This is a genomic window from Mycobacterium sp. M26, assembly GCF_001494595.1.
Taxonomy (GTDB): Bacteria; Actinomycetota; Actinomycetes; order Mycobacteriales; family Mycobacteriaceae; genus Mycobacterium.
Genome location: NZ_LN929908.1, coordinates 2182805 through 2200067, shown reverse-complemented (window position 1 = coordinate 2200067; position 17263 = coordinate 2182805). Strand labels below are relative to the sequence as shown.

Genomic DNA, 17263 nt, shown 5'->3' with positions numbered 1-17263 from the left:
ACGTGCCAACGAGGCCTCCGCACGTGGTGTAGGCATGGATCATCGGGCACTAGATGACTTCGTGTGGAGGTGCGCTGTTTATGCCAAGTCCGAACCTGCCCCCTGGTTTCGACTTCACTGACCCCGATCTGAACAACGAACGGCTGCCCGTCGAGGAGCTCGCCGAGCTGCGCCGGGTCGCGCCGATCTGGTGGAACGAGCAGCCGCCCGGGGTAGGCGGTTTCGACGACGACGGGTACTGGGTCGTCACCAAGCTCAAGGACGTCAAGGAGATCTCCCGGCGCAGCGATGTGTTCTCCAGCCTGGAGAACACCGCACTGCCCCGCTACCCCGACAACGCCGCGGTGTCGCACAAGGACACCGGCCAGTTCGTCCTGCTGAACATGGACGCCCCGCATCACACCCATCTGCGCAAGATCATCTCGCGCGCGTTCACCCCGCGGGCCATCGAGACGCTGCGGGCGGACCTGGCCCGGCGTGCCGAGGCCATCGTGAAGGCCGCCGCCGCGGAGGGATCCGGCGACTTCGTCGAGCAGGTGTCGTGCGAGCTACCGCTGCAGGCGATCGCCGACCTGATGGGCGTACCGCAGGACGAACGCAAGAAGCTGTTCGACTGGTCCAATCAGATGGTCGGCGAAGCCGATCCGGAGTTCGCCCGCAATGATCCGCAGGGCGCGGCCGGCGAGCTGATCATGTACGGCATGCAGATGGCCGCCGACCGGACGGCCAATCCGCGCGACGATCTGGTGACCAAGCTGGTCCAGGCCGACGTCGAGGGACACAAGCTCTCCGACGACGAGTTCGGGTTCTTCGTGATCCTGCTGGCGGTGGCCGGTAACGAGACCACCCGCAACTCGATCACCCACGGGATGACGGCGTTCACCGACTTCCCCGAGCAGTGGGAGCTCTACAAGCAGCACCGCCCGGTCACCGCGGTCGACGAGATCGTCCGGTGGGCCACCCCGGTGACGTCGTTCCAGCGCACCGCGCTGAAGGACACCGAGTTGAGCGGGGTGTCGATCAAGAAGGGCCAGCGGGTGGTGATGTTCTACCGCTCGGCCAACTTCGACGAGGAGGTGTTCGAGGATCCGTTCTCGTTCAACATCTTCCGCGATCCCAATCCGCACGTCGGGTTCGGCGGCACCGGGGCGCACTACTGCATCGGCGCCAACCTGGCCCGGATGACGATCGATCTGATGTTCAACGCGATCGCCGACCATATGCCCGACCTGACACCGCTGGCCAAACCCGAACGGCTGCGCTCAGGCTGGCTCAACGGCATCAAGCACTGGCAGGTCGACTACACCGGTGCGGGCAAGACCCCTGCCGCGCTCGGCGATACAGTCGGGGCGTGACCGATTCCTGGACACTGACCGCAGCTGATGGCGAACTGCAGATCCTGACCGGTGTCGGCGGGCCTGCGGCGAAGATGGGCCACCGCCTGACCATCGCGATGGCGTCCTGGCAGGCGACGGTGGACTGGCGGGCCGGCAAGCCGGTGGCGGCCGCGCTCGTGGTCGATGTGGATTCGTTGCAGGTTCTCAAGGGCGAAGGTGGCGTCACCCCGCTGACCGGGCCGGAGAAGGTCGTGGTGCGCACGAATGCGCTGAAGTCCTTGGACGCCAAGAAGTATCCGCAGATCCGGTTCGAGGCCGGCAGTATCACCAAGACCAAGGCCGGTTACCGGATGACCGGTGAGGTGCAGATCCACGGCACCACCGCCCCGCAGACCGTCGACCTGGTGGTGACCGACTCCGGCGGAGTGTGGGTGATGTCGGCCGAGGTGGGCGTGGTCCAGTCCGCCTTCGGGGTCAAGCCGTATTCCCTGCTGATGGGCACGATGAAGGTGGCCGACGAGGTGACCCTGCGCTTCACCGCGCGACACCCGAAATAGAACTGGTCTGACCACTTGACCAATCGGGGTCCACCCGACATGCTGGAGCCATGCGCGGTATGACCCTGGCCGATGCGGCGCGCGAGTTCCTGCGCCACCGGACCCCGTGGATTCTCGGCGGCGCCCTGACCGCCGCGGTGGTCGCCCGGATCGCCGTCGGCGACTGGCGGCCCAGCGACGCCCTGGTTCCGGTGCTGACGGCGGCGGCGTTCCCGTTCTTCGAATGGCTGATCCACGTGTTCGTCCTGCACTGGCGTCCGCGCCGGGTCGGCAGGCTGGTGGTGGACCCGATGCTGGCCCGCAAGCACCGCGAGCATCACATCGCCCCGCGCGACATCCCCCTGGTATTCATCCCGTTGCAGTCGCTGATCGGCGCGCTCGTCTCGGCCCTGCTGATCGCGCTGCTGGCGTTCCCCAGGACCGCGATGGGACTGACCTTCCTGGTGACGATCCTGACCTTCGGCCTGATCTACGAGTGGTGCCACTACCTGATCCACACCGATTACAAGCCCAAAGGCGTTGTCTACCGGGCCATCTGGCGCGATCACCGGCTGCATCACTTCAAGAACGAGCACTACTGGTTCGGCGTCACCACGCCGGGCACCGCTGACCGGGTACTGCGGACCTACCCCGATCCGGCGAGTGTGCCGACCTCGCCGACGGCCAAGAATCTGCACGCCGCGGCCGACGTGCGCCCCTAGGCGTTGATGACCACCGGGTCGCCGATGTTGACCTGGTCGTAGTACCAGGCGGCGTTATCCGGGCTCAGGTTGATGCAGCCGTGGCTGACGTTGGCGTAGCCCTGCGATCCGACCGACCACGGTGCGGAGTGCACGTAGACCCCGCCCCAGGTGATGCGCACGGCGTCGGCGACGGTGAGCTTGTAGCCCTCCGGATCGCTCAGCGGGATACCGATGGTGCGCGAGTCCATCACCACCGAGCTCTGCTTCTCCAGCACGGCGAACGAGCCAACGGGAGTCGGGTGCTTGGGCTTGCCCATCGAGGCCGGCATCTGCCGGACCACCTGGCCGTCGATGCTGACCGTGAAGGTGTGTGCCGAGATGTCGGCGACGCCCAGGACGGCGGCTCCGGTGCCGAAGCTGCGCGGGATGCCGCCGGCCATCATGGTGATCTGGGAGTGGGCCGGCCAGTACTGGTCGGGCACGAACTGAACGACATTGTCCTGCAGCCACTCATAGCGGCCGGACAGCTGGGCCGGTGCGGTCACGGTGATCGAACGTTCGGCCGCCGCCCGATCGGTCACCGGTCCGGTGAACGTCACGATGATCGGATGCGCCACGCCGACGGTCTGGCCGTTGATGGGCTGAACCGAGGCCACCGTCGCCCCGCCGAAGGACGGGGCCACCGAGGCGTTGCTCGCGGGGGCCGACATTGTCAGGGCCAGCGCCGCGATACCCACGGCGGCAAGTGCACGTCGTACTGCCTTGACCATTAGCTCCCGTCCTCGTGGAGATCAGCAAAGTCACAGTCTAGTTCCTGGCCGCAGTTCGGACCGGGAACGCGCGCGGTACGTGCCATAACGGCGACATGCGAATGCTGCACAGGTACCACGCTGATGTATCAGCGAAACGGCGCGAGGTGTTACCCGTTACCGTCGCGCAGGCCGGACAGGCGCTCCAGGATGCGCGTGCGCAGTGACGGCTTCTCGGTGGGCACCGGCGGGACGGTCGGCTGGGTGACCACCGGCGGCGGGGCTGCCGCCTCGACCGGATCGGCCACCGGCGGCGCGGCGGGCACGTCGGCGGGCACCTCGGCAGGCACCGCGGCGGCCGGGTCCTCGGTGATCGCCACTTCGGTGGCGGGCTCAGGGGCCACCTCTGGCGCGGGTGCGGGAAGCGGGGCCTGCTCGGGTGCGGGCGGCGGCGCCAGCACGGGCGGCGGGGCCACCGGCGCGTTGACCGGCTTGACCGCCGGGGTTTCCGCGGTGGTCACGACAGGCTCGGCGGCGCGCGGGGCATCACCTTCGGGGAGCACCGCCAGGCCGACGGCCACCGAGGCCGACACCACAAAAGTCAGCACCCCGCCGACGAGCATCGCCACCGGCGCGCTCTGGGCCAGCGGGCGGCGGCGCTGCGGCGGCTCCGGAAGCACGAAGAGGGGGTCATCGAGCAGCCCGACGCTGTTCACCGACGCCAGCGCAGCACCGCGGGCCAGCGCCAGTTCCGCCTCGGCCGGGGCGAACACCGGGATGCCCAGCACCTGTTCGAGTTCCCGGGCGATCTGGTCGAGTTCTTCCCCGGATCCCAGCAGCACCAGGCTGTCCGCCTGCCACCCGTCGTGGGCGAGCACGTCGGCCAGCCAGCCGATCAGGTCCTGCTCGGTCTGGAGTTCGTAGCTCACCACACTGTTGGTCGTGTCGGTGACGGTGTCGACGACGAGGGCCACCACGGCCTCGGGTTCGACGACGCAGACCGCGGTCACCTGAGAGTCGATGACCTGGCCGATCCCGCGGGCGAAGGCCTCGGTGGCCTCCGGCAGCCGGATCGGGACGACATTGTGGAAGCCGGAGTCGGCCAGCGAGTCCAGCAGCAGCGAGGCTTCGACGGCGGCGTCGTCACTCCAGGTCACACCGATCGACTGCAGCCGCTGTCCGCCGGCGATGGCCTGGGTGCGGGAGAGTGCCTCGGCCACGAACTCCGAGGTGGTCACCGGGCTATAACCGCCGCGGCGTACCTCGAATGCGTCATGGTTCTTGGTGGCCCCGTCCACTCCGTCGCCTTCGACCAGAACCAGCCCCACGGTGGTCGGTGTCATCGACAGACCCAGGACGGTGTCCAAGAAGCACTCCTCTCGTGCCGGGCTGCGATACTCCAGAGCGTCGGACACGCGGGCCGCATCACGTGCGGCCGGGTCGACCTCCGTGGAGCCTACCCGCAGCGGCCTATACCGGCGAATGGCCGCGGGACGGTCACAAACAGGGCTCGATTGCCTTACGGAAACCGCAGTTCGAATACCTGCAGGGGTATAGGATGATCGGCATGGAACACGGCCACTACCACCAGGTCCTCGACGAACTGCGCCCCCAGCATCGCGCCTTGCGGCAGATGATCCCCGACGTCTATCGCGCGTTCAACGATATGAGCGGTGCCGCGATGGCGGCCGGGGCGCTCGAGCCCCACGTCAAGGAATTGATGGCGATGGCGATCGGCGTGGTGCACGGTTGCGACGGCTGCATCGCCTCGCACGCCCGCGCGGCCGTGCGGGCCGGCGCCACCCGCGAGCAGGCGGCCGAGGCCATCGGTGTCGCGATCATGATGCACGGCGGCCCGGGCACCGTGTACGGAGCCCGGGCCTACCAGGCGTTCAGCGAATTCGCCGATGCCGCCGAACCGAAGGCGACCTGAGCCCGATCAGACGCCCGCGGTGGTGTGCTCGGTGCGCGGGAGCGCCGCCACCATCGGGGTGTCGACCCCGGTCGGCCCGAAATCGCTTGCGCTGCCGGGGCTTCCGATCGGAGCATCCCGCCCAGGCAGGATCTCGTTGAAGAACGCCGCGTTGTCGGCGAGGAACCTCTTCTCCTCGTCGGGCAGATCGGACTCGAAGTAGATCGCGTCAACCTCGCAGAGGATCTTGCACGCGCCGCACTCGACGCACTCCTCGGGGTTGATGTACATCGTCCGGTCGCCCTCGTAGATGCAGTCGACCGGGCATTCCTGCATGCATGCCTTGTGCTTGACGTCCACGCACGCACTGGTGATCACGTAGGTCATGACTGGCAGCCTATCTGTAACTCGTCGTACCAGACACGGATAGAAGGCCCGGCACGCCGGGGACCAAAGACCCCAATTTTCCGGGACCGAAGACGTTGTGGCTGGTCAGCAGCTATGGGCGGAGTTCGGCGGTGATATCGGCCCAGCCGGTGGTGTCCAACCGGTGGTCGGTGACGTTGCGGCATTCGCCGTAGATCTGCATGGTGCCGCGGGTCGAGGTGTCGTCGTTGCGGAAGTAGAGGATCGTCACGCCGTCCCGCGTCAGGGCGTGACCACCGGGGTGACGGTTGGGCGGCAGTGCCTCCTGCCAGCCCCTGGCCCGCATCGCGCCGGCGATCGCCGCGAAGAACTTCGGCGTCCCCATCACTCCCGGTACGTCGAAGTTGAGGTAGACCGCACCCTGGTAGGGCGGATCGTCGGCGTTCTGGCACGACATCAGAAGGTAGGTCCCCGACACACCGGTCAGCCGGCCGGCGGTAACGATGTCGCGGGCCGGCCCGAGCACCTGCGCCCGGGACTGGTCGTCGGTCAGCGGATGGGCGACCGGCTCCACCGCAGCGCCCCGGGATTCCCGAAAGGTGTGCAGCAGAAGGTAAGTCACGCCGAGCACCAGCGACATCGTCAGCGCCGCCGCGATCAGGAGCACGACGGGCCTGGAGCGGAGGGTGCTCGACGCGGACATCAGCTCAACGGCGTGCAGCTGTACGGGTGCTGGTCGGAGAAGTGCACGGCGGGCATACCGTCGACGTAGGTGTACTCGACATCGGAACTCCACGTCGTCCCCGGGATCACCCAGGGCGGCACACCGGCCGGGTAGGCGACGGTGATGTCGGAGTAGAACAGCACGTTGTCCGGACAGCCGGGCTTATCGGCGGGCACCGGGTTCCACGCGTGCACCACGATCGGGTTGATCAGGTGCGGTCCTTGGGCGCAGTTCGGTTGGCATTGCACGGCATTGTCGGTGCCGGTGCCGCGGGCCCCGTCGGCTCCCCAGGACGTCCACGTCATGTTCTCCATGACGTTGGTCGCGTCGCAGCCGTAGACCACCTGCTGCGGTCGCTCGGCAACCGGCTGGCTGGGGTCATAGCAGCTGGGCAACATGTACCGGGTGCTGTCGGCACTGGCCGGTGCGGCCGCGAACGCCAGGGCCGACACCGCCCCCGCCACAGCCAACACGCGCGTCATGCGGCGCATGCTAGCACCGGGTTGGGGACCAACGGCCCTGCAGCTTCGGCCCTTCGGCCCGCGACGGGACACCGTCGGCCCTTATAGCGTCGGAGACGACATCGCGTTACGGCGCACCAGGGGGATGCGCTGGCGATGTACCCGATGGGTTCACCCGGGGGGAGGCCAAGGGCTCGCTGCGACCACTTCAGCCCTTGGCCAGGGTGAACTGGCAGATATCGGTGTAACCGTCGCGGAACAGCTCGGCGCAACCGGTCAGGTACTTCATGTAGCGGTCGTAGACCTCGCGAGACTGCAGCGCGACCGCCTCTTCTTCGTTCGCCTCCAGCGCAGCGGCCCAGATCTCCAGCGTCCGGGCGTAGTGCAGTCGCAACGGGTGCACCCGGGCGACTTCGAAGCCGGCCAGGTCCGCGTGCTCCTTGACGAGCCCGACGCTGGGCAGCCGCCCGCCCGGGAAGATCTCGTCCATGATGAACTTGAAGAACTTCAGGTGCCGCATCGTGATAGGCAGGTTGCGCTGGCCGAACTCGTCGGTAGCGCCCTGAACAATGGTGTGCAACAACATGATTCCGTCATCGGGAAGCAGATTGAACGCCCGGTTGAAGAACGCGGTATAGCGGTCGTAGCCGAAATGCTCGAAGGCCCCGATGGACACGATGCGGTCGACGGGCTCGTGGAACTGTTCCCAGCCTTCCAGCAGCACCTGCTTGGAACGGGGGCTCTCGGAATCGTCGAAGAGTTGCTGTACGTGCAGGGCCTGGTTCTTGCTCAGCGTCAGGCCGATGACGTTGACGTCGTACTTCTCGACGGCGCGCATCATGGTGGCGCCCCAGCCGCATCCCACGTCCAGCAGGGTCATCCCCGGTTGCAGCCCCAGCTTGCCGAGTGCCAGATCGATCTTGGCGATCTGGGCCTGCTCGAGCGTCATGTCGTCGCGCTCGAAGTAGGCACAGCTGTAGGTCTGGGTCCTGTCCAGGAACAGCCGATAGAAATCATCGGACAGGTCATAGTGGTGCTGCACGTCGTCGAAGTGCGGCTCCATATGGGTGATGTTTGCGGGCGTATTCGACAATGGTCTGTCCTGTTCTTGCGTCTCGTACCGACCCACCCCCGCGAGACCGGCCGCACTCCCCTCGTGTCGTACCGGGCTGACTTTACGGGACCTGGTAGCCCGGCCCCAGTCGAGCAAAGGGGTTGTCAGAGGTTTGTCAGCTTTCTCGAGGGTTCTCGATCGCGTTGTCGCGTCCGTAAATTGGATTACCGTCGTCGTCCAGCCAGTCGTTGACCGCGGTGCCGGTGATCGTGTTGTCCGATCCCGGCAGCACGGCGGTCGGGCGATCCTCGTACGCCCTGGCCATCTCCTTGGCCTTAGCCTTCGCCTCGTCACTTGGTTCGGAGCCGTGCGAGCTGTTCACATTCGCCATCCGTTCTGCCCTGGTGGAACACGCCGTGTCATGGCGCGGTACTGGATTGCCCGAATGTGTGACCCACAAAACACGACCAATTCAGCCAGCAACGATCGGAGCGCCGTGCTGCCACGCGCGTCACTTTTCAGGCAGAGTTGAGAGATGGACGCACAGCATCCACTTCGTCGCGGTCGCCGCCTTTCGGCGGTGCTGGCCGCGCTCGTGCTGGTCCCGGGGCTGCTGGCAGCCCCGGCCCACGCCACGCCCGTCCCGGAGCCGCAGGCTCCGCTGGATCAGTCCGCCGTCATGGGCCAGGTCACCCCGGGTCTGGTGGACATCAACACCACGCTGGATTACCAGGGTGCGGTGGGCGCGGGCACCGGCATCGTGCTCGACCCCAACGGCGAAGTGCTCACCAACAACCACGTCATCGAAGGCGCCACCGAGATCACCGCTACCAGCCTGGCCAACGGGCGCACCTACCCCGTCGACGTCATCGGCTATGACCGCACCAACGACATCGCCCTGGTGCGGCTGCGCGGCGCCAGCGACCTGCCGGTGGCCGCGCTGGGCACCTCGTCATCGGTGGCCGTCGGCGATCCGATCGCCGCGATCGGCAACGCCGGTGGTGCGGGCGGCGCACCGAGCTTCGCCCCCGGATCCGTCACCGAGATCGGCGCCTCGGTGCGCGCCTCTGACGAATCTGGCGGTGGCGCAAGGGAACTCACTGATCTGATTAGGGTCGCCGCCGATGTCCGGCCCGGCGACTCGGGCGGGCCACTGGTCAACAGTGCCGGCCAGGTGGTCGGTGTCAACGTGGCCGCCACCTTGACCTACCGAATGGGCGGGGTCCGCGGTGGCGAGGGTTTCGCGATCCCGATCGACCGGGCCCTCGGCGTAGCCAACCAGATCCGCAGCGGCGCCCCGGCGCCCGGCATCCATCTCGGTGACACCGCGTTCATCGGGGTCGGTATCGCCGACGCCAACGGAGCCGGCGGGGCGGTGGTCCGCCAGGTGCTTCCCGACACCCCGGCCCGCGGCGCCGGTCTGATGAGCGGTGATGTGATCACCGCGGTGGACGGTGTGCCGATCAACTCGGCGTCCAACCTGTCCGACGTGATGGACAGCCACCGCCCGGGCGACACCGTCACCCTGACCTGGATCGATCGCACCGGCGCACCGCGCAGTGCACCGATCGTGCTGGCCCGCGGCCCGGTCGGCTGACCGTCTCAGGCAAGCAGTTCGGCGCGCATCTGCATGAAGCGGAACAGCCCGGGCCGCCCGGTCACCGGCTCGTAGGCGGCCACCAGGTCGTCGACGAAGGCGCTGCGCTGTTCGGGTGGGATCCGGTCGCTCCATGCGGTGCTGCCCACCGAGCACCACGCGGTGAACTGCTCCCGTGACCCGAAGTCCCACTCCCGGTCACGCACGGTCAGTGCCGACACGCGCAGCCCGCACCCGTTGGCCAGGTCGGCGAACACGGCGGGGTCGATATGCCGGAACGGCGCGGTGAATCCGTCGAAGTAGGCCGCCCACCTCGGGTCGGCCGCCACCTGCATGGCGGTGGACTCGATGCTGGGGCGCGCCGTGGCACACACCATCTGGATCACACTTCGGCCGCCGGGGCGCAGCACTGCCGCGATCCCGGCCAGCGCCTCGTCCAGTTGCGGAACCCAGTGCAGCGCATTGAAGGAGACCACCATGTCGAACTGCCGCCCGAACGGCAGCCGGCGGGCATCGGCGCGCACGAAATACGTTGCCCCGTGCGAAGACTCGGCGCGATGGGCGGCGGCAACCATCAACGGCGAGGCGTCCATCCCGACGATCAGGCCGTCGGGCAGGTTCGCGGCGATCTGGCGGGTGAGAAATCCGTCGCCACAGCCGACATCGAGCACCGACTCGGCACCGTTGAGGACGAGTTCGGCCAGCGTCTCGCTGGCGACCGTCCGTTGCAGGGCACTGACCCGCTGATAGTCCTCGCCGCTCCAGTTCGCCACCGACACAGTTAACGCCACCGCCATTGCCTCGGCAACGGCGTGCACTATAGAGACCATGAGAATTCGGCTGGCAATGGTGACGATGGCGGTGCTCGCAGCGCCGGTGGCCGCTCCGGCGTCCGCGGATCCGGGCGACCCGCTCTACGACCTGATCGACGCGGCCGCCCAGCGGCTGCAGACGGCCGATCCGGTGGCGGCCTCGAAGTGGCTCAGTGGCGGGCCGATCACCGATCCGGCCCGGGTCGGCCAGGTTCTCGACCAGGTGTCCGTCGAAGCCGAAAAGGACGGTGTGTCAACCGATTACGTCAAGAAGGTGTTTACCGACCAGATCAACGCCACCGAAGGGATTCAGTACAGCCGCTTCGCCGGCTGGAAGTTCGATCCGGCCACCGCGCCGGCGGTGGCTCCCGACCTGTCGGCATCGCGGTCGGTGATCGACGGCCTCAACCGCCGCATGGTCGACCAGATCGCGGTGCAGTGGCCGGTGCTGCAGTCCCCGCAGTGTGCGGCCGAGCTCGCCGACGCCAAGGCCACCGTCGCGGCGGAACGCAGCTTCGACGACCTCTACCGCGCGGCCCTCGACGTGGCCACCCGGTCCTACTGCGGCGGCTAGCGGCGACGGCTGTGCGACGCGGGGCAAGTCTGGCATCACTCGCGGTCGTTCTGCTGTCAGCGTGTACCTCCACGCCGACGACCTCAGCCGCGCCAGCCGTGCAGACGCCGCCCGTCGGGGTGCGTGTCGACTACCAGCTCGGCGGAGCCTACCCACCTGATCCCGGAGTCGAGGTTGTCGTCCGCGACCGGACCGCCGGACCTGCGGCCGGCCTGTACAACGTGTGCTACCTCAACGCGTTCCAGGCTCAACCCGGCGAGACTGCCAACTGGACGATCGACGGGCAGGAGCTGACGCTGCGCGATCGCGACGGTCGACAGGTGGTCGACCACGACTGGGACGAGGCATTGCTGGATACCTCGACAGCCACCCGCCGGTTGGCGATCGCTCAGGTGGTGAACAACTGGATCGACGAGTGCGGGCGCGCCGGTTTTCGCGCAGTCGAACTCGACAACCTGGATTCGTACTCCCGCTCCGAGGGACTGCTGTCACCGGAGGACAACCTGGCGCTGGCTACGACCCTGGTGGCCCGAGCTCATCAGAACGGACTGGCGGTGGCCCAGAAGAACACTGCCGAACTCGGCCAGCGCGCTCGCGACGCAGGCTTCGATTTCGCCGTCGCCGAAGAGTGTCAGCATTACCGCGAATGCGACTCGTACACCGACGTTTACGGTCCCCACGTCATCGAGATCGAATACGGCGATCAGCCGTTCGCCGACTTCAGCGCGGCATGTGCCGAGGAGGCGCCGCGGATTTCGGTGCTACGCCGCGACCGCGCTCTGGTGCCGAAGGGAGCACCCGGCTACCTCGCCCAATGGTGCCCGTCAACCGGCGGCTAGCCCGTCGGGTGCGGATGCCCCAGGTAGGGGAAGACGTCGAGGGTGTCGGTGTGCGGTGACAGCCCCGTCGGCGGGCAGTCACCCTTGGTCAGGAACGCCAGCCGGTAGTCGATGACGTCATCGGTGAACACCCGGCCGTTCGGGTATTTCGCCGGCTTGGACGGGTTGTAGGTGAGCATGTCGGGCAGCGTGCCTTCGGCGTCGATCGCCGCGATGGCCTCGTCCCGGCTGTAGTCGCCGGTGTGCCCCATCAGGTGGATGAACTGTCCGATCCAGCGCTCCCGATCGTGGACCGGCTCGCTGGCGTTGTACTCCTCCTTGGTCTCGTCGGTGTTGAAGAAACTGCTCACTGACGGATGACCGGCCCGGTCGACGTGCACCAGTTCACCGTCGCGCCACAGGCTGCAGCGGCCCCAGATCCGGATGTCAGGATCGGCACCCAGTGCGGCGGTCGGCAGTTCGATCGCGATCGAGAACACATTGGCCTCGGTGTTGGAGTCCACCCCGGTCCACGGCGATGTGCCGCCCAGGTGGGGTGCGGTGAAGTTGCGCCCACCGGTGATGTCGAAAAGGTTCTTGATCCCGTCGAAGTCGAAGAAGAACGCGTCGCTTCGGGCCCCGGCGAAGAACGTGATGCTGTCGGACTGCACCACATTGGGCGTCGGCCCGAACGACACCTCGACGCCGGAGAAGATCTTCTCCCCCACCGCCTGTGGTGATTCCGCTTCCTCACCGGAGGCCAGGTACACATCGACGGTCTGTGCGCCGTCCTGGGGCTCGGAGAAGACGAAGCTGAACGCGATGTCGTTGCGCAGGTCGCCGTCGTTGTCGATCGCCAGCCGGTAGATCGCATCCGGGTGCAGCGCATCGGCATTCGGGTTGGCATTGAGGATCAGCACCGTGTTGTCCGGATTGGCCGGCGACGGAAAGGCATACAGGTCGCACAGATCCAGCCGTTGATCACCCAGCGGCGGACCCAGGCTCAGACCGGTGAAATGGTTCGACATCGACGACTCCTAGTCGGCTGTTTCGGTGTGCTCCAACCTACCGCGTTATCGGCACTGTGCCCGATCAGTTCTGGCGCGGCAACAGCTCTTCGACGAAACGGTCGATGAATTCTTCGGCGGGTGTCGCGCCCAGTGGCCGGATGACGAACTTGGTCAGACCCGCGGCGATCAATCCGTCGAGTTGCCGGTGTAATTGCGGCCAGTCGGCGGCCAGCAGATCGGCCGGGTCGGCGTCGGGCCTGCGGGCCCGGACCGCCGTGATCACCTGCTCCGGCAGGTCGCCGTCACCGACCGCCAAGCTCAGGCCGAAGTGGTCCGGCTCGATCTCGCGGCCCGCGGCGGCGGCTTCCCGGTCGATGCTGACCCGTGCGGCACCGGCCTCGGCGGGAGTCAGGAAGCTGCCCAGCCAGCCGTCGGCGAACCGGCCGATGCGCCGGAAGGCCGCCGGTGCCGAGCCGCCCAGCCAGATATCCACCGGCGTCGAGGGGCGGGTACCCAGTGTCGCCCCCTCGACCTGGAAGAACCGTCCCGAGAAGGTGACGTCGTCGCCGGACAGCAGTGCCCGCATGAGCTCGAGCGCCTCGTCGAACACCGCGGCCCGCTGCCCATCGGGCACTGGGAAGAGGGTGCGTTCGGCGGCCGACGCGGGCCGCAGCCCGAACGCCGGCAGCACCCGTTTGGGTCCGAGGGCGGCCAGCGACGCAAGCTGTTTGGCTACCAGCACCGGGTGGCGGCCCGGCAGCACGGCCACCGAGGTGCCGACCTTGAGCCGGGTGGTGCGGCCGAGTGCGAAACCCATTCCGGCAAAAGGGTCAACGGCGTCGGTGTAGACCAGTTCGGAGAACCACAGCGAGTCGACGCCGGCGGTCTCCAGCCGGTCGATCAGCCGTGGCAGGGCCTCCACGGGTGTCCCGGTGCCCAGGCTCACTCCGAACCGGATCTTCACGCCACCCACGCTAGCCGGTGCCGCCCGACGCACGGCGTTCGAGTGTGCACACTCGACGCCCAGATTGCACAGTCGATCCGCAGGCGACACAGGCGCGTGGCTGCACGGTTTCACCGCCCCCCGCCCGTACCCTGAGCATGTGACTGGTGTGACGGGTGGGACTAGTGCCTGAGGTAACCCGACGCCAGTTCGTCGTCGGCCTGCTGGCCTCGGCAGCCCTGGTGGGAGCATCCCGCACGATTGGCATCTCCGGAAGCGGGTCGCAGGCCGCCGCCCAGGCGCCGCCACCCCCGCCGATCGGCTCGGCACCGTTACTGCCGCCTCCTCCCGTCACCGCGCGGGTCGCGCTTCCCGGCGGTGGCGAGCTGGCCAAGCTGCCCGGCGACGGGGATCTGCTGGCGCTGACCGTCGATGACGGGGTGAACTCCGAAGTGGTGCGGGCCTACACCCAGCTGGCCAAGGACACCGGTATCCGGCTGACCTTCTTCGTCAACGGGGTGTACGACTCGTGGCGGGACAATGCCGCACTGCTGCGTCCGCTGGTGGACTCCGGCCAGATCCAGCTCGGCAACCACACCTGGTCGCATCCCGATCTGACCACCCTGAGCGCCGACGACATCAAGGACCAGCTGCGGCGCAACGACCAGTTCCTGCGCAACACCTACGGCGCGGACGCCACCCCGTACTTCCGCCCGCCGTACGGCAACCACAACGACGTGGTCGACGGGATCGCCGCCGACATGGGCTACCGGGTGCCGACCATGTGGGCAGGCTCGCTCGCCGACTCGGTCCCGGTGACCGAGGACTACATCGTCAAGATGGCCGACCAGTACTTCATCCAGCAGAACATCGTCATCGGGCATCTCAACCATCTGCCGGTCACGCACGTCTATCCGGCGCTGGTGGACATCATCCGGTCACGCAACCTGCGCACCGTCACGCTCAACGACGTCTTTCTGCAGCCGGAGATCCCGTACGTCACCTCGGCCTAGCCAGCCGTTCGATGCGGGCCAGCGCGATCCCGCACACCGCAAGATACGGCGTGGCCCACCAGGGCGCCCCGAAGCTCACCCGGCAGCCGTCGCCGTCTTCGGTGACGGTGTGCGTCGTGGCTCCCACTCCCGCCACCGCCCACGCCCAGTGCCGACCCGGCTCGAATTCGGTGATCCGGAACGGCAATTCGACTCCGACTGCCGTCCTGACCCGGCCGGTGGCACCCGCTGAGAGCTGCCGGGTCCCGTCGTCGAGGGCGGCCGACGCCACCGACGGACCCCACTGCGGCCAGGTGTCGAGGTCGACGAGGATCTGCCACACCGCGGCGGCCGGCGCGTCGATGTAGCGGTCGATGCCCACGCGATCGACGCTACGCCGCATAAGATCGCGCCATGGATGGCTCCGTGACCGTGCACATGGCCGCACCGGCCGACAAGATCTGGGATCTGATCGCCGATGTCCGCAACACCGGGCGATTCTCGCCGGAGGTGTTCGAGGCCGAATGGCTCGACGGCGCCACCGGACCGGCCCTGGGCGCGAAGTTCCGCGGCCATGTGCGCCGCAACGAGATCGGCCCGGTCTACTGGACCACCTGCCGGGTCACCGCATGCGAGCCGGGCCGCGAGTTCGGGTTCGCGGTGCTCGCCGGTGACCGCGCCCTGAACAACTGGCACTACAAGCTGGAGCCCAGCGGTGACGGCACCGATGTCACCGAGTCGTTCCGCCTCAACAGTTCACCGGTGATGCGGGTGTTCTGGTTGTTCGCCGGGTATCTGCGCGGCCGGCGCAACGTCCGCGACATGCGCAAGACGCTGGAGCGGATCAAGGCAGTTGTCGAGGAAACCTAGGTCGGGCCCCGAGTTCGTTTGGTAGAACCGCTGCATGGGTCAGTGGTCACGCAACGAGTTGGAGTCCGCGTTCATCGCGCACAAGCAGGTGGTCGTCGGCATCGGTGAGACATGGAACTGGGCACGGTTCGCCGATCAGTTCACCGAGGACGCCACCTACGTCGAGCACATGTACGGCAAGATGCACGGCCGCGAGCAGATCCGGGCCTGGATCGTGAAGACCATGAGCACCTTCCCCGGCAGCGAGATGCCGTTCTACCCGTCGACCTGGCATTCGATCGACGAGGAGAAGGGCTGGGTGATCTGCGAATTCCAGAACCGGATGCGCGATCCCGGCGACGGCAGCATCCACGAGGAGCCCAACCTCTCGGTGCTCAAGTACGCCGGCGACGGGTTGTGGAGCTACGAGGAAGACGCCTACAACCCGATGAACTTCACCCCGATGGTCCGCGGCTACATCCAGCGCTGCAAAGAACTCGGCACCGCCTCCGACGAGGCGATCACCTTCGCCCGCAAGATGGGCTGGGAGTCCTAGCCGCGGCTCTCAGAAGTAGCCGTTGGCCGGCGGCCACACCCCGTTGACGGCGTAGTTGCCCGCCGCGTGGGCCTTGTAGGCCAGCGGGTTGTGGGTCGACACCGTCCGCACGTTGCGCCAGTGCCGGTCGAGGTTCAGCGACCGCGCAGTGGCCGAGGCGCCGCCGGTGTCGAACAGCCGCTCGGCGGCATCCAGGGTGAGCCGCTCAGCGATTAACTGGGCTTCGGCGACCACGATCGCCACGCGAGCCAGTTCGTCGGCGTCATCGACCCGGCCCGAATCCACCACTGCGTCGATCGCATCGGCCGCACCGAGCACCAGGGTCTGGGCGGCCGACGCATGGGCCGAGATTTCCCCGACCGCGTGCAGGGTGAACGGATCCTCGGCGGCCGAGTCGGCCAGCGAATGCGCAGCCGGACGGGCCTTGTTCTGCACGTACCAGACGGCGTCGTCGCGAACCGCCGCGGCGATCCCGGCCGCCACCGCCGCCAGGTACAGCTGCAGGAAGGCCGTGCTGTGGCCGAGGTGGTTACCGTCGGAGACGGTCGTCACCTCGTGCGGGCGGACCTCGACGTCGGTGAACCGGGTGCCGCCGCTGGCGGTGGTCCGCTGGCCGAAACCCTCCCAGTCGTCGAACAATTCGACGCCCTCGCGGTCCACCGGCACGATCGCCTGCAGGTCGCGGCCCTGGTCATCGCTGGCCGACACCGCGATCAGATCGGCGAACAGCGTTCCGGTGGAATAGAACTTGTAGCCGTTGAGCCGCAGCACACCGTCGCCGTCGGCCAGCAGCGTGGTGTCGGCGCCCGACGGGGTCCTACCCTTGGCGTCGGTGATCGCGTTGCCGACGATGATGCCGCTGTTGATCCGCGGAAACCATTCGGCGCGTTCGGCTTCGGTGGCCCGGTTGCTCAGCAGTCGCTCGGCGAAGCCGAAGTGCGGCCGAAGTGCCTGAGCCACATTGGAACTCCCGCGGGCGATCCGGATGACCGCGGTGAGCACGTCGCGCACCGAACCGCCGGGGCCGCCATAGCGGGCCGGAACCCGCAGCGTGAGGACGCCGGTGCCGCGGATCGCCTCGACGGCGTCGTACTGCAGCACCCGATCGCGCTCGGCGGCGGCGTCGGTGCCCCGCAATCCGTCGACGACCGCAGTCAGCCGGTCGAGACGCTCGGCGGGCGATCCGCCGAGGGGTTCGGTGGTGAAACGCGGGCGCGGCGCGACGGGGCGCGCCGCCTCGGATACGGCGGTCATGCGGTGACGGAACCT

At 67.6% G+C, this 17263-nt stretch carries 22 protein-coding genes; 10 read left to right on the top strand and 12 right to left on the bottom strand.

Annotation, left to right across the window (positions count from 1 at the left end):
• Positions 1 to 80 precede the first annotated feature (80 nt).
• The 3 genes from BN3385_RS19775 to BN3385_RS19765 are packed head-to-tail and all read left to right on the top strand — an operon-like array spanning position 81 to position 2595.
• Entirely contained in the window at positions 81 to 1355 is a 1275-nt protein-coding gene (locus BN3385_RS19775; protein ID WP_059019251.1) for a cytochrome P450, read from the top strand.
• Entirely contained in the window at positions 1352 to 1894 is a 543-nt protein-coding gene (locus tag BN3385_RS19770) for a YceI family protein (protein ID WP_059019249.1), read from the top strand. Before BN3385_RS19775 ends, BN3385_RS19770 begins: the two co-directional genes overlap by 4 nt.
• Before the next feature lie 50 nt (positions 1895 to 1944).
• A complete protein-coding gene (locus BN3385_RS19765; RefSeq protein WP_059019247.1) occupies positions 1945 to 2595 on the top strand; it encodes a sterol desaturase family protein in 651 nt (216 codons plus the stop codon).
• Here the strand turns inward: BN3385_RS19765 and BN3385_RS19760 are convergent.
• Positions 2592 to 3347, bottom strand: a complete 756-nt coding sequence (locus BN3385_RS19760; RefSeq protein WP_059019244.1) for a L,D-transpeptidase — start codon at positions 3345 to 3347, stop codon at positions 2592 to 2594. The genes BN3385_RS19765 and BN3385_RS19760 overlap by 4 nt on opposite strands.
• A 149-nt stretch (positions 3348 to 3496) precedes the next feature.
• Positions 3497 to 4693, bottom strand: coding sequence for a DUF7159 family protein (locus tag BN3385_RS19755; RefSeq protein ID WP_082690751.1), 1197 nt, complete (start codon positions 4691 to 4693; stop codon positions 3497 to 3499).
• A 200-nt stretch (positions 4694 to 4893) separates the two neighbouring features.
• On the opposite strand from BN3385_RS19755, the gene BN3385_RS19750 reads away from it, so the two are divergent.
• Positions 4894 to 5259 carry a carboxymuconolactone decarboxylase family protein gene (locus tag BN3385_RS19750; protein ID WP_059022188.1) on the top strand — a complete coding sequence of 122 codons (366 nt, stop codon included), beginning with the start codon at positions 4894 to 4896 and terminating at the stop codon, positions 5257 to 5259.
• Between the two features lie 6 nt (positions 5260 to 5265).
• Here BN3385_RS19750 and fdxA read toward each other — a convergent pair whose 3' ends face one another.
• The 5 genes from fdxA to BN3385_RS19725 form a co-directional block, all read right to left on the bottom strand.
• Complete coding sequence (fdxA, locus tag BN3385_RS19745; RefSeq protein WP_059019240.1) at positions 5266 to 5625, bottom strand: ferredoxin; 360 nt, start codon at positions 5623 to 5625, stop codon at positions 5266 to 5268.
• Between the two features lie 112 nt (positions 5626 to 5737).
• A complete protein-coding gene (locus BN3385_RS19740) occupies positions 5738 to 6307 on the bottom strand; it encodes a lipoprotein LppJ family protein (RefSeq protein ID WP_059019238.1) in 570 nt (189 codons plus the stop codon).
• Entirely contained in the window at positions 6307 to 6810 is a 504-nt protein-coding gene (locus tag BN3385_RS19735) for a hypothetical protein (protein WP_231748771.1), read from the bottom strand. The genes BN3385_RS19740 and BN3385_RS19735 overlap by 1 nt, the downstream gene beginning before the upstream one ends.
• 187 nt (positions 6811 to 6997) lie before the next feature.
• Positions 6998 to 7852, bottom strand: coding sequence for a cyclopropane mycolic acid synthase family methyltransferase (locus BN3385_RS19730; RefSeq protein ID WP_059019234.1), 855 nt, complete (start codon positions 7850 to 7852; stop codon positions 6998 to 7000).
• Positions 7853 to 8018: 166 nt separating this feature from the next.
• Positions 8019 to 8225: a hypothetical protein gene (locus BN3385_RS19725; protein ID WP_231748770.1), complete on the bottom strand. Its 207-nt coding sequence runs from the start codon at positions 8223 to 8225 to the stop codon at positions 8019 to 8021.
• Between the two features lie 153 nt (positions 8226 to 8378).
• On the opposite strand from BN3385_RS19725, the gene BN3385_RS19720 reads away from it, so the two are divergent.
• Positions 8379 to 9440, top strand: coding sequence for a S1C family serine protease (locus tag BN3385_RS19720; protein WP_059019231.1), 1062 nt, complete (start codon positions 8379 to 8381; stop codon positions 9438 to 9440).
• Between the two features lie 5 nt (positions 9441 to 9445).
• On the opposite strand, the gene BN3385_RS19715 is transcribed toward BN3385_RS19720, so the two are convergent.
• Positions 9446 to 10213, bottom strand: a complete 768-nt coding sequence (locus BN3385_RS19715; RefSeq protein ID WP_059022185.1) for a class I SAM-dependent methyltransferase — start codon at positions 10211 to 10213, stop codon at positions 9446 to 9448.
• A gap of 55 nt (positions 10214 to 10268) precedes the next feature.
• Between BN3385_RS19715 and BN3385_RS19710 the strand changes: the two genes are divergently transcribed.
• The gene (locus BN3385_RS19710) at positions 10269 to 10826 is read left to right on the top strand and encodes a chorismate mutase (RefSeq protein WP_231748769.1); all 558 of its coding nucleotides are present in this window, start codon (positions 10269 to 10271) and stop codon (positions 10824 to 10826) included.
• Positions 10715 to 11665: an endo alpha-1,4 polygalactosaminidase gene (locus tag BN3385_RS19705; protein ID WP_502688081.1), complete on the top strand. Its 951-nt coding sequence runs from the start codon at positions 10715 to 10717 to the stop codon at positions 11663 to 11665. The genes BN3385_RS19710 and BN3385_RS19705 overlap by 112 nt, the downstream gene beginning before the upstream one ends.
• On the opposite strand, the gene BN3385_RS19700 is transcribed toward BN3385_RS19705, so the two are convergent.
• The gene (locus BN3385_RS19700; protein ID WP_059019229.1) at positions 11662 to 12672 is read right to left on the bottom strand and encodes a DUF4331 family protein; all 1011 of its coding nucleotides are present in this window, start codon (positions 12670 to 12672) and stop codon (positions 11662 to 11664) included. The genes BN3385_RS19705 and BN3385_RS19700 overlap by 4 nt on opposite strands.
• A gap of 64 nt (positions 12673 to 12736) precedes the next feature.
• Complete coding sequence (locus BN3385_RS19695; RefSeq protein WP_059019227.1) at positions 12737 to 13618, bottom strand: TIGR03854 family LLM class F420-dependent oxidoreductase; 882 nt, start codon at positions 13616 to 13618, stop codon at positions 12737 to 12739.
• A 164-nt stretch (positions 13619 to 13782) separates the two neighbouring features.
• Here BN3385_RS19695 and BN3385_RS19690 point away from each other — a divergent pair, with 164 nt between their 5' ends.
• Positions 13783 to 14610, top strand: coding sequence for a polysaccharide deacetylase family protein (locus BN3385_RS19690; protein ID WP_059019224.1), 828 nt, complete (start codon positions 13783 to 13785; stop codon positions 14608 to 14610).
• Here BN3385_RS19690 and BN3385_RS19685 read toward each other — a convergent pair.
• Positions 14597 to 14971 (bottom strand): SRPBCC family protein, encoded by a 375-nt coding sequence (locus tag BN3385_RS19685; protein ID WP_353612232.1) that lies wholly within the window; start codon positions 14969 to 14971, stop codon positions 14597 to 14599. The genes BN3385_RS19690 and BN3385_RS19685 overlap by 14 nt on opposite strands.
• Positions 14972 to 15003: 32 nt before the next feature.
• On the opposite strand from BN3385_RS19685, the gene BN3385_RS19680 reads away from it, so the two are divergent.
• Together BN3385_RS19680 and BN3385_RS19675 are read left to right on the top strand one after the other, a co-directional pair.
• On the top strand, positions 15004 to 15459 hold the full coding sequence (locus BN3385_RS19680) for an SRPBCC family protein (protein WP_059019220.1): 456 nt from the start codon (positions 15004 to 15006) through the stop codon (positions 15457 to 15459).
• 34 nt (positions 15460 to 15493) lie between these two features.
• Positions 15494 to 15994 carry a nuclear transport factor 2 family protein gene (locus tag BN3385_RS19675; protein WP_059019218.1) on the top strand — a complete coding sequence of 167 codons (501 nt, stop codon included), beginning with the start codon at positions 15494 to 15496 and terminating at the stop codon, positions 15992 to 15994.
• Between the two features lie 9 nt (positions 15995 to 16003).
• Here BN3385_RS19675 and BN3385_RS19670 read toward each other — a convergent pair whose 3' ends face one another.
• The gene (locus BN3385_RS19670; RefSeq protein ID WP_059019216.1) at positions 16004 to 17248 is read right to left on the bottom strand and encodes an acyl-CoA dehydrogenase family protein; all 1245 of its coding nucleotides are present in this window, start codon (positions 17246 to 17248) and stop codon (positions 16004 to 16006) included.
• Positions 17249 to 17263: the final 15 nt, after the last annotated feature.

Bases quoted from the DNA above. Each gene is read 5' to 3' on its own strand.
- BN3385_RS19775 (WP_059019251.1), top strand. From the start codon at position 81: ATGCCAAGTCCGAACCTGCCCCCTGGTTTCGACTTCACTGACCCCGAT.
- BN3385_RS19765 (WP_059019247.1), top strand. From the start codon at position 1,945: ATGCGCGGTATGACCCTGGCCGATGCGGCGCGCGAGTTCCTGCGCCAC.
- BN3385_RS19760 (WP_059019244.1), bottom strand. From the start codon at position 3,347: ATGGTCAAGGCAGTACGACGTGCACTTGCCGCCGTGGGTATCGCGGCG.
- BN3385_RS19750 (WP_059022188.1), top strand. From the start codon at position 4,894: ATGGAACACGGCCACTACCACCAGGTCCTCGACGAACTGCGCCCCCAG.
- fdxA (WP_059019240.1), bottom strand. From the start codon at position 5,625: ATGACCTACGTGATCACCAGTGCGTGCGTGGACGTCAAGCACAAGGCA.
- BN3385_RS19740 (WP_059019238.1), bottom strand. From the start codon at position 6,307: ATGTCCGCGTCGAGCACCCTCCGCTCCAGGCCCGTCGTGCTCCTGATC.
- BN3385_RS19735 (WP_231748771.1), bottom strand. From the start codon at position 6,810: ATGACGCGCGTGTTGGCTGTGGCGGGGGCGGTGTCGGCCCTGGCGTTC.
- BN3385_RS19730 (WP_059019234.1), bottom strand. From the start codon at position 7,852: ATGGAGCCGCACTTCGACGACGTGCAGCACCACTATGACCTGTCCGAT.
- BN3385_RS19720 (WP_059019231.1), top strand. From the start codon at position 8,379: ATGGACGCACAGCATCCACTTCGTCGCGGTCGCCGCCTTTCGGCGGTG.
- BN3385_RS19710 (WP_231748769.1), top strand. From the start codon at position 10,269: ATGAGAATTCGGCTGGCAATGGTGACGATGGCGGTGCTCGCAGCGCCG.
- BN3385_RS19700 (WP_059019229.1), bottom strand. From the start codon at position 12,672: ATGTCGAACCATTTCACCGGTCTGAGCCTGGGTCCGCCGCTGGGTGAT.
- BN3385_RS19680 (WP_059019220.1), top strand. From the start codon at position 15,004: ATGGATGGCTCCGTGACCGTGCACATGGCCGCACCGGCCGACAAGATC.
- BN3385_RS19675 (WP_059019218.1), top strand. From the start codon at position 15,494: ATGGGTCAGTGGTCACGCAACGAGTTGGAGTCCGCGTTCATCGCGCAC.
- BN3385_RS19670 (WP_059019216.1), bottom strand. From the start codon at position 17,248: ATGACCGCCGTATCCGAGGCGGCGCGCCCCGTCGCGCCGCGCCCGCGT.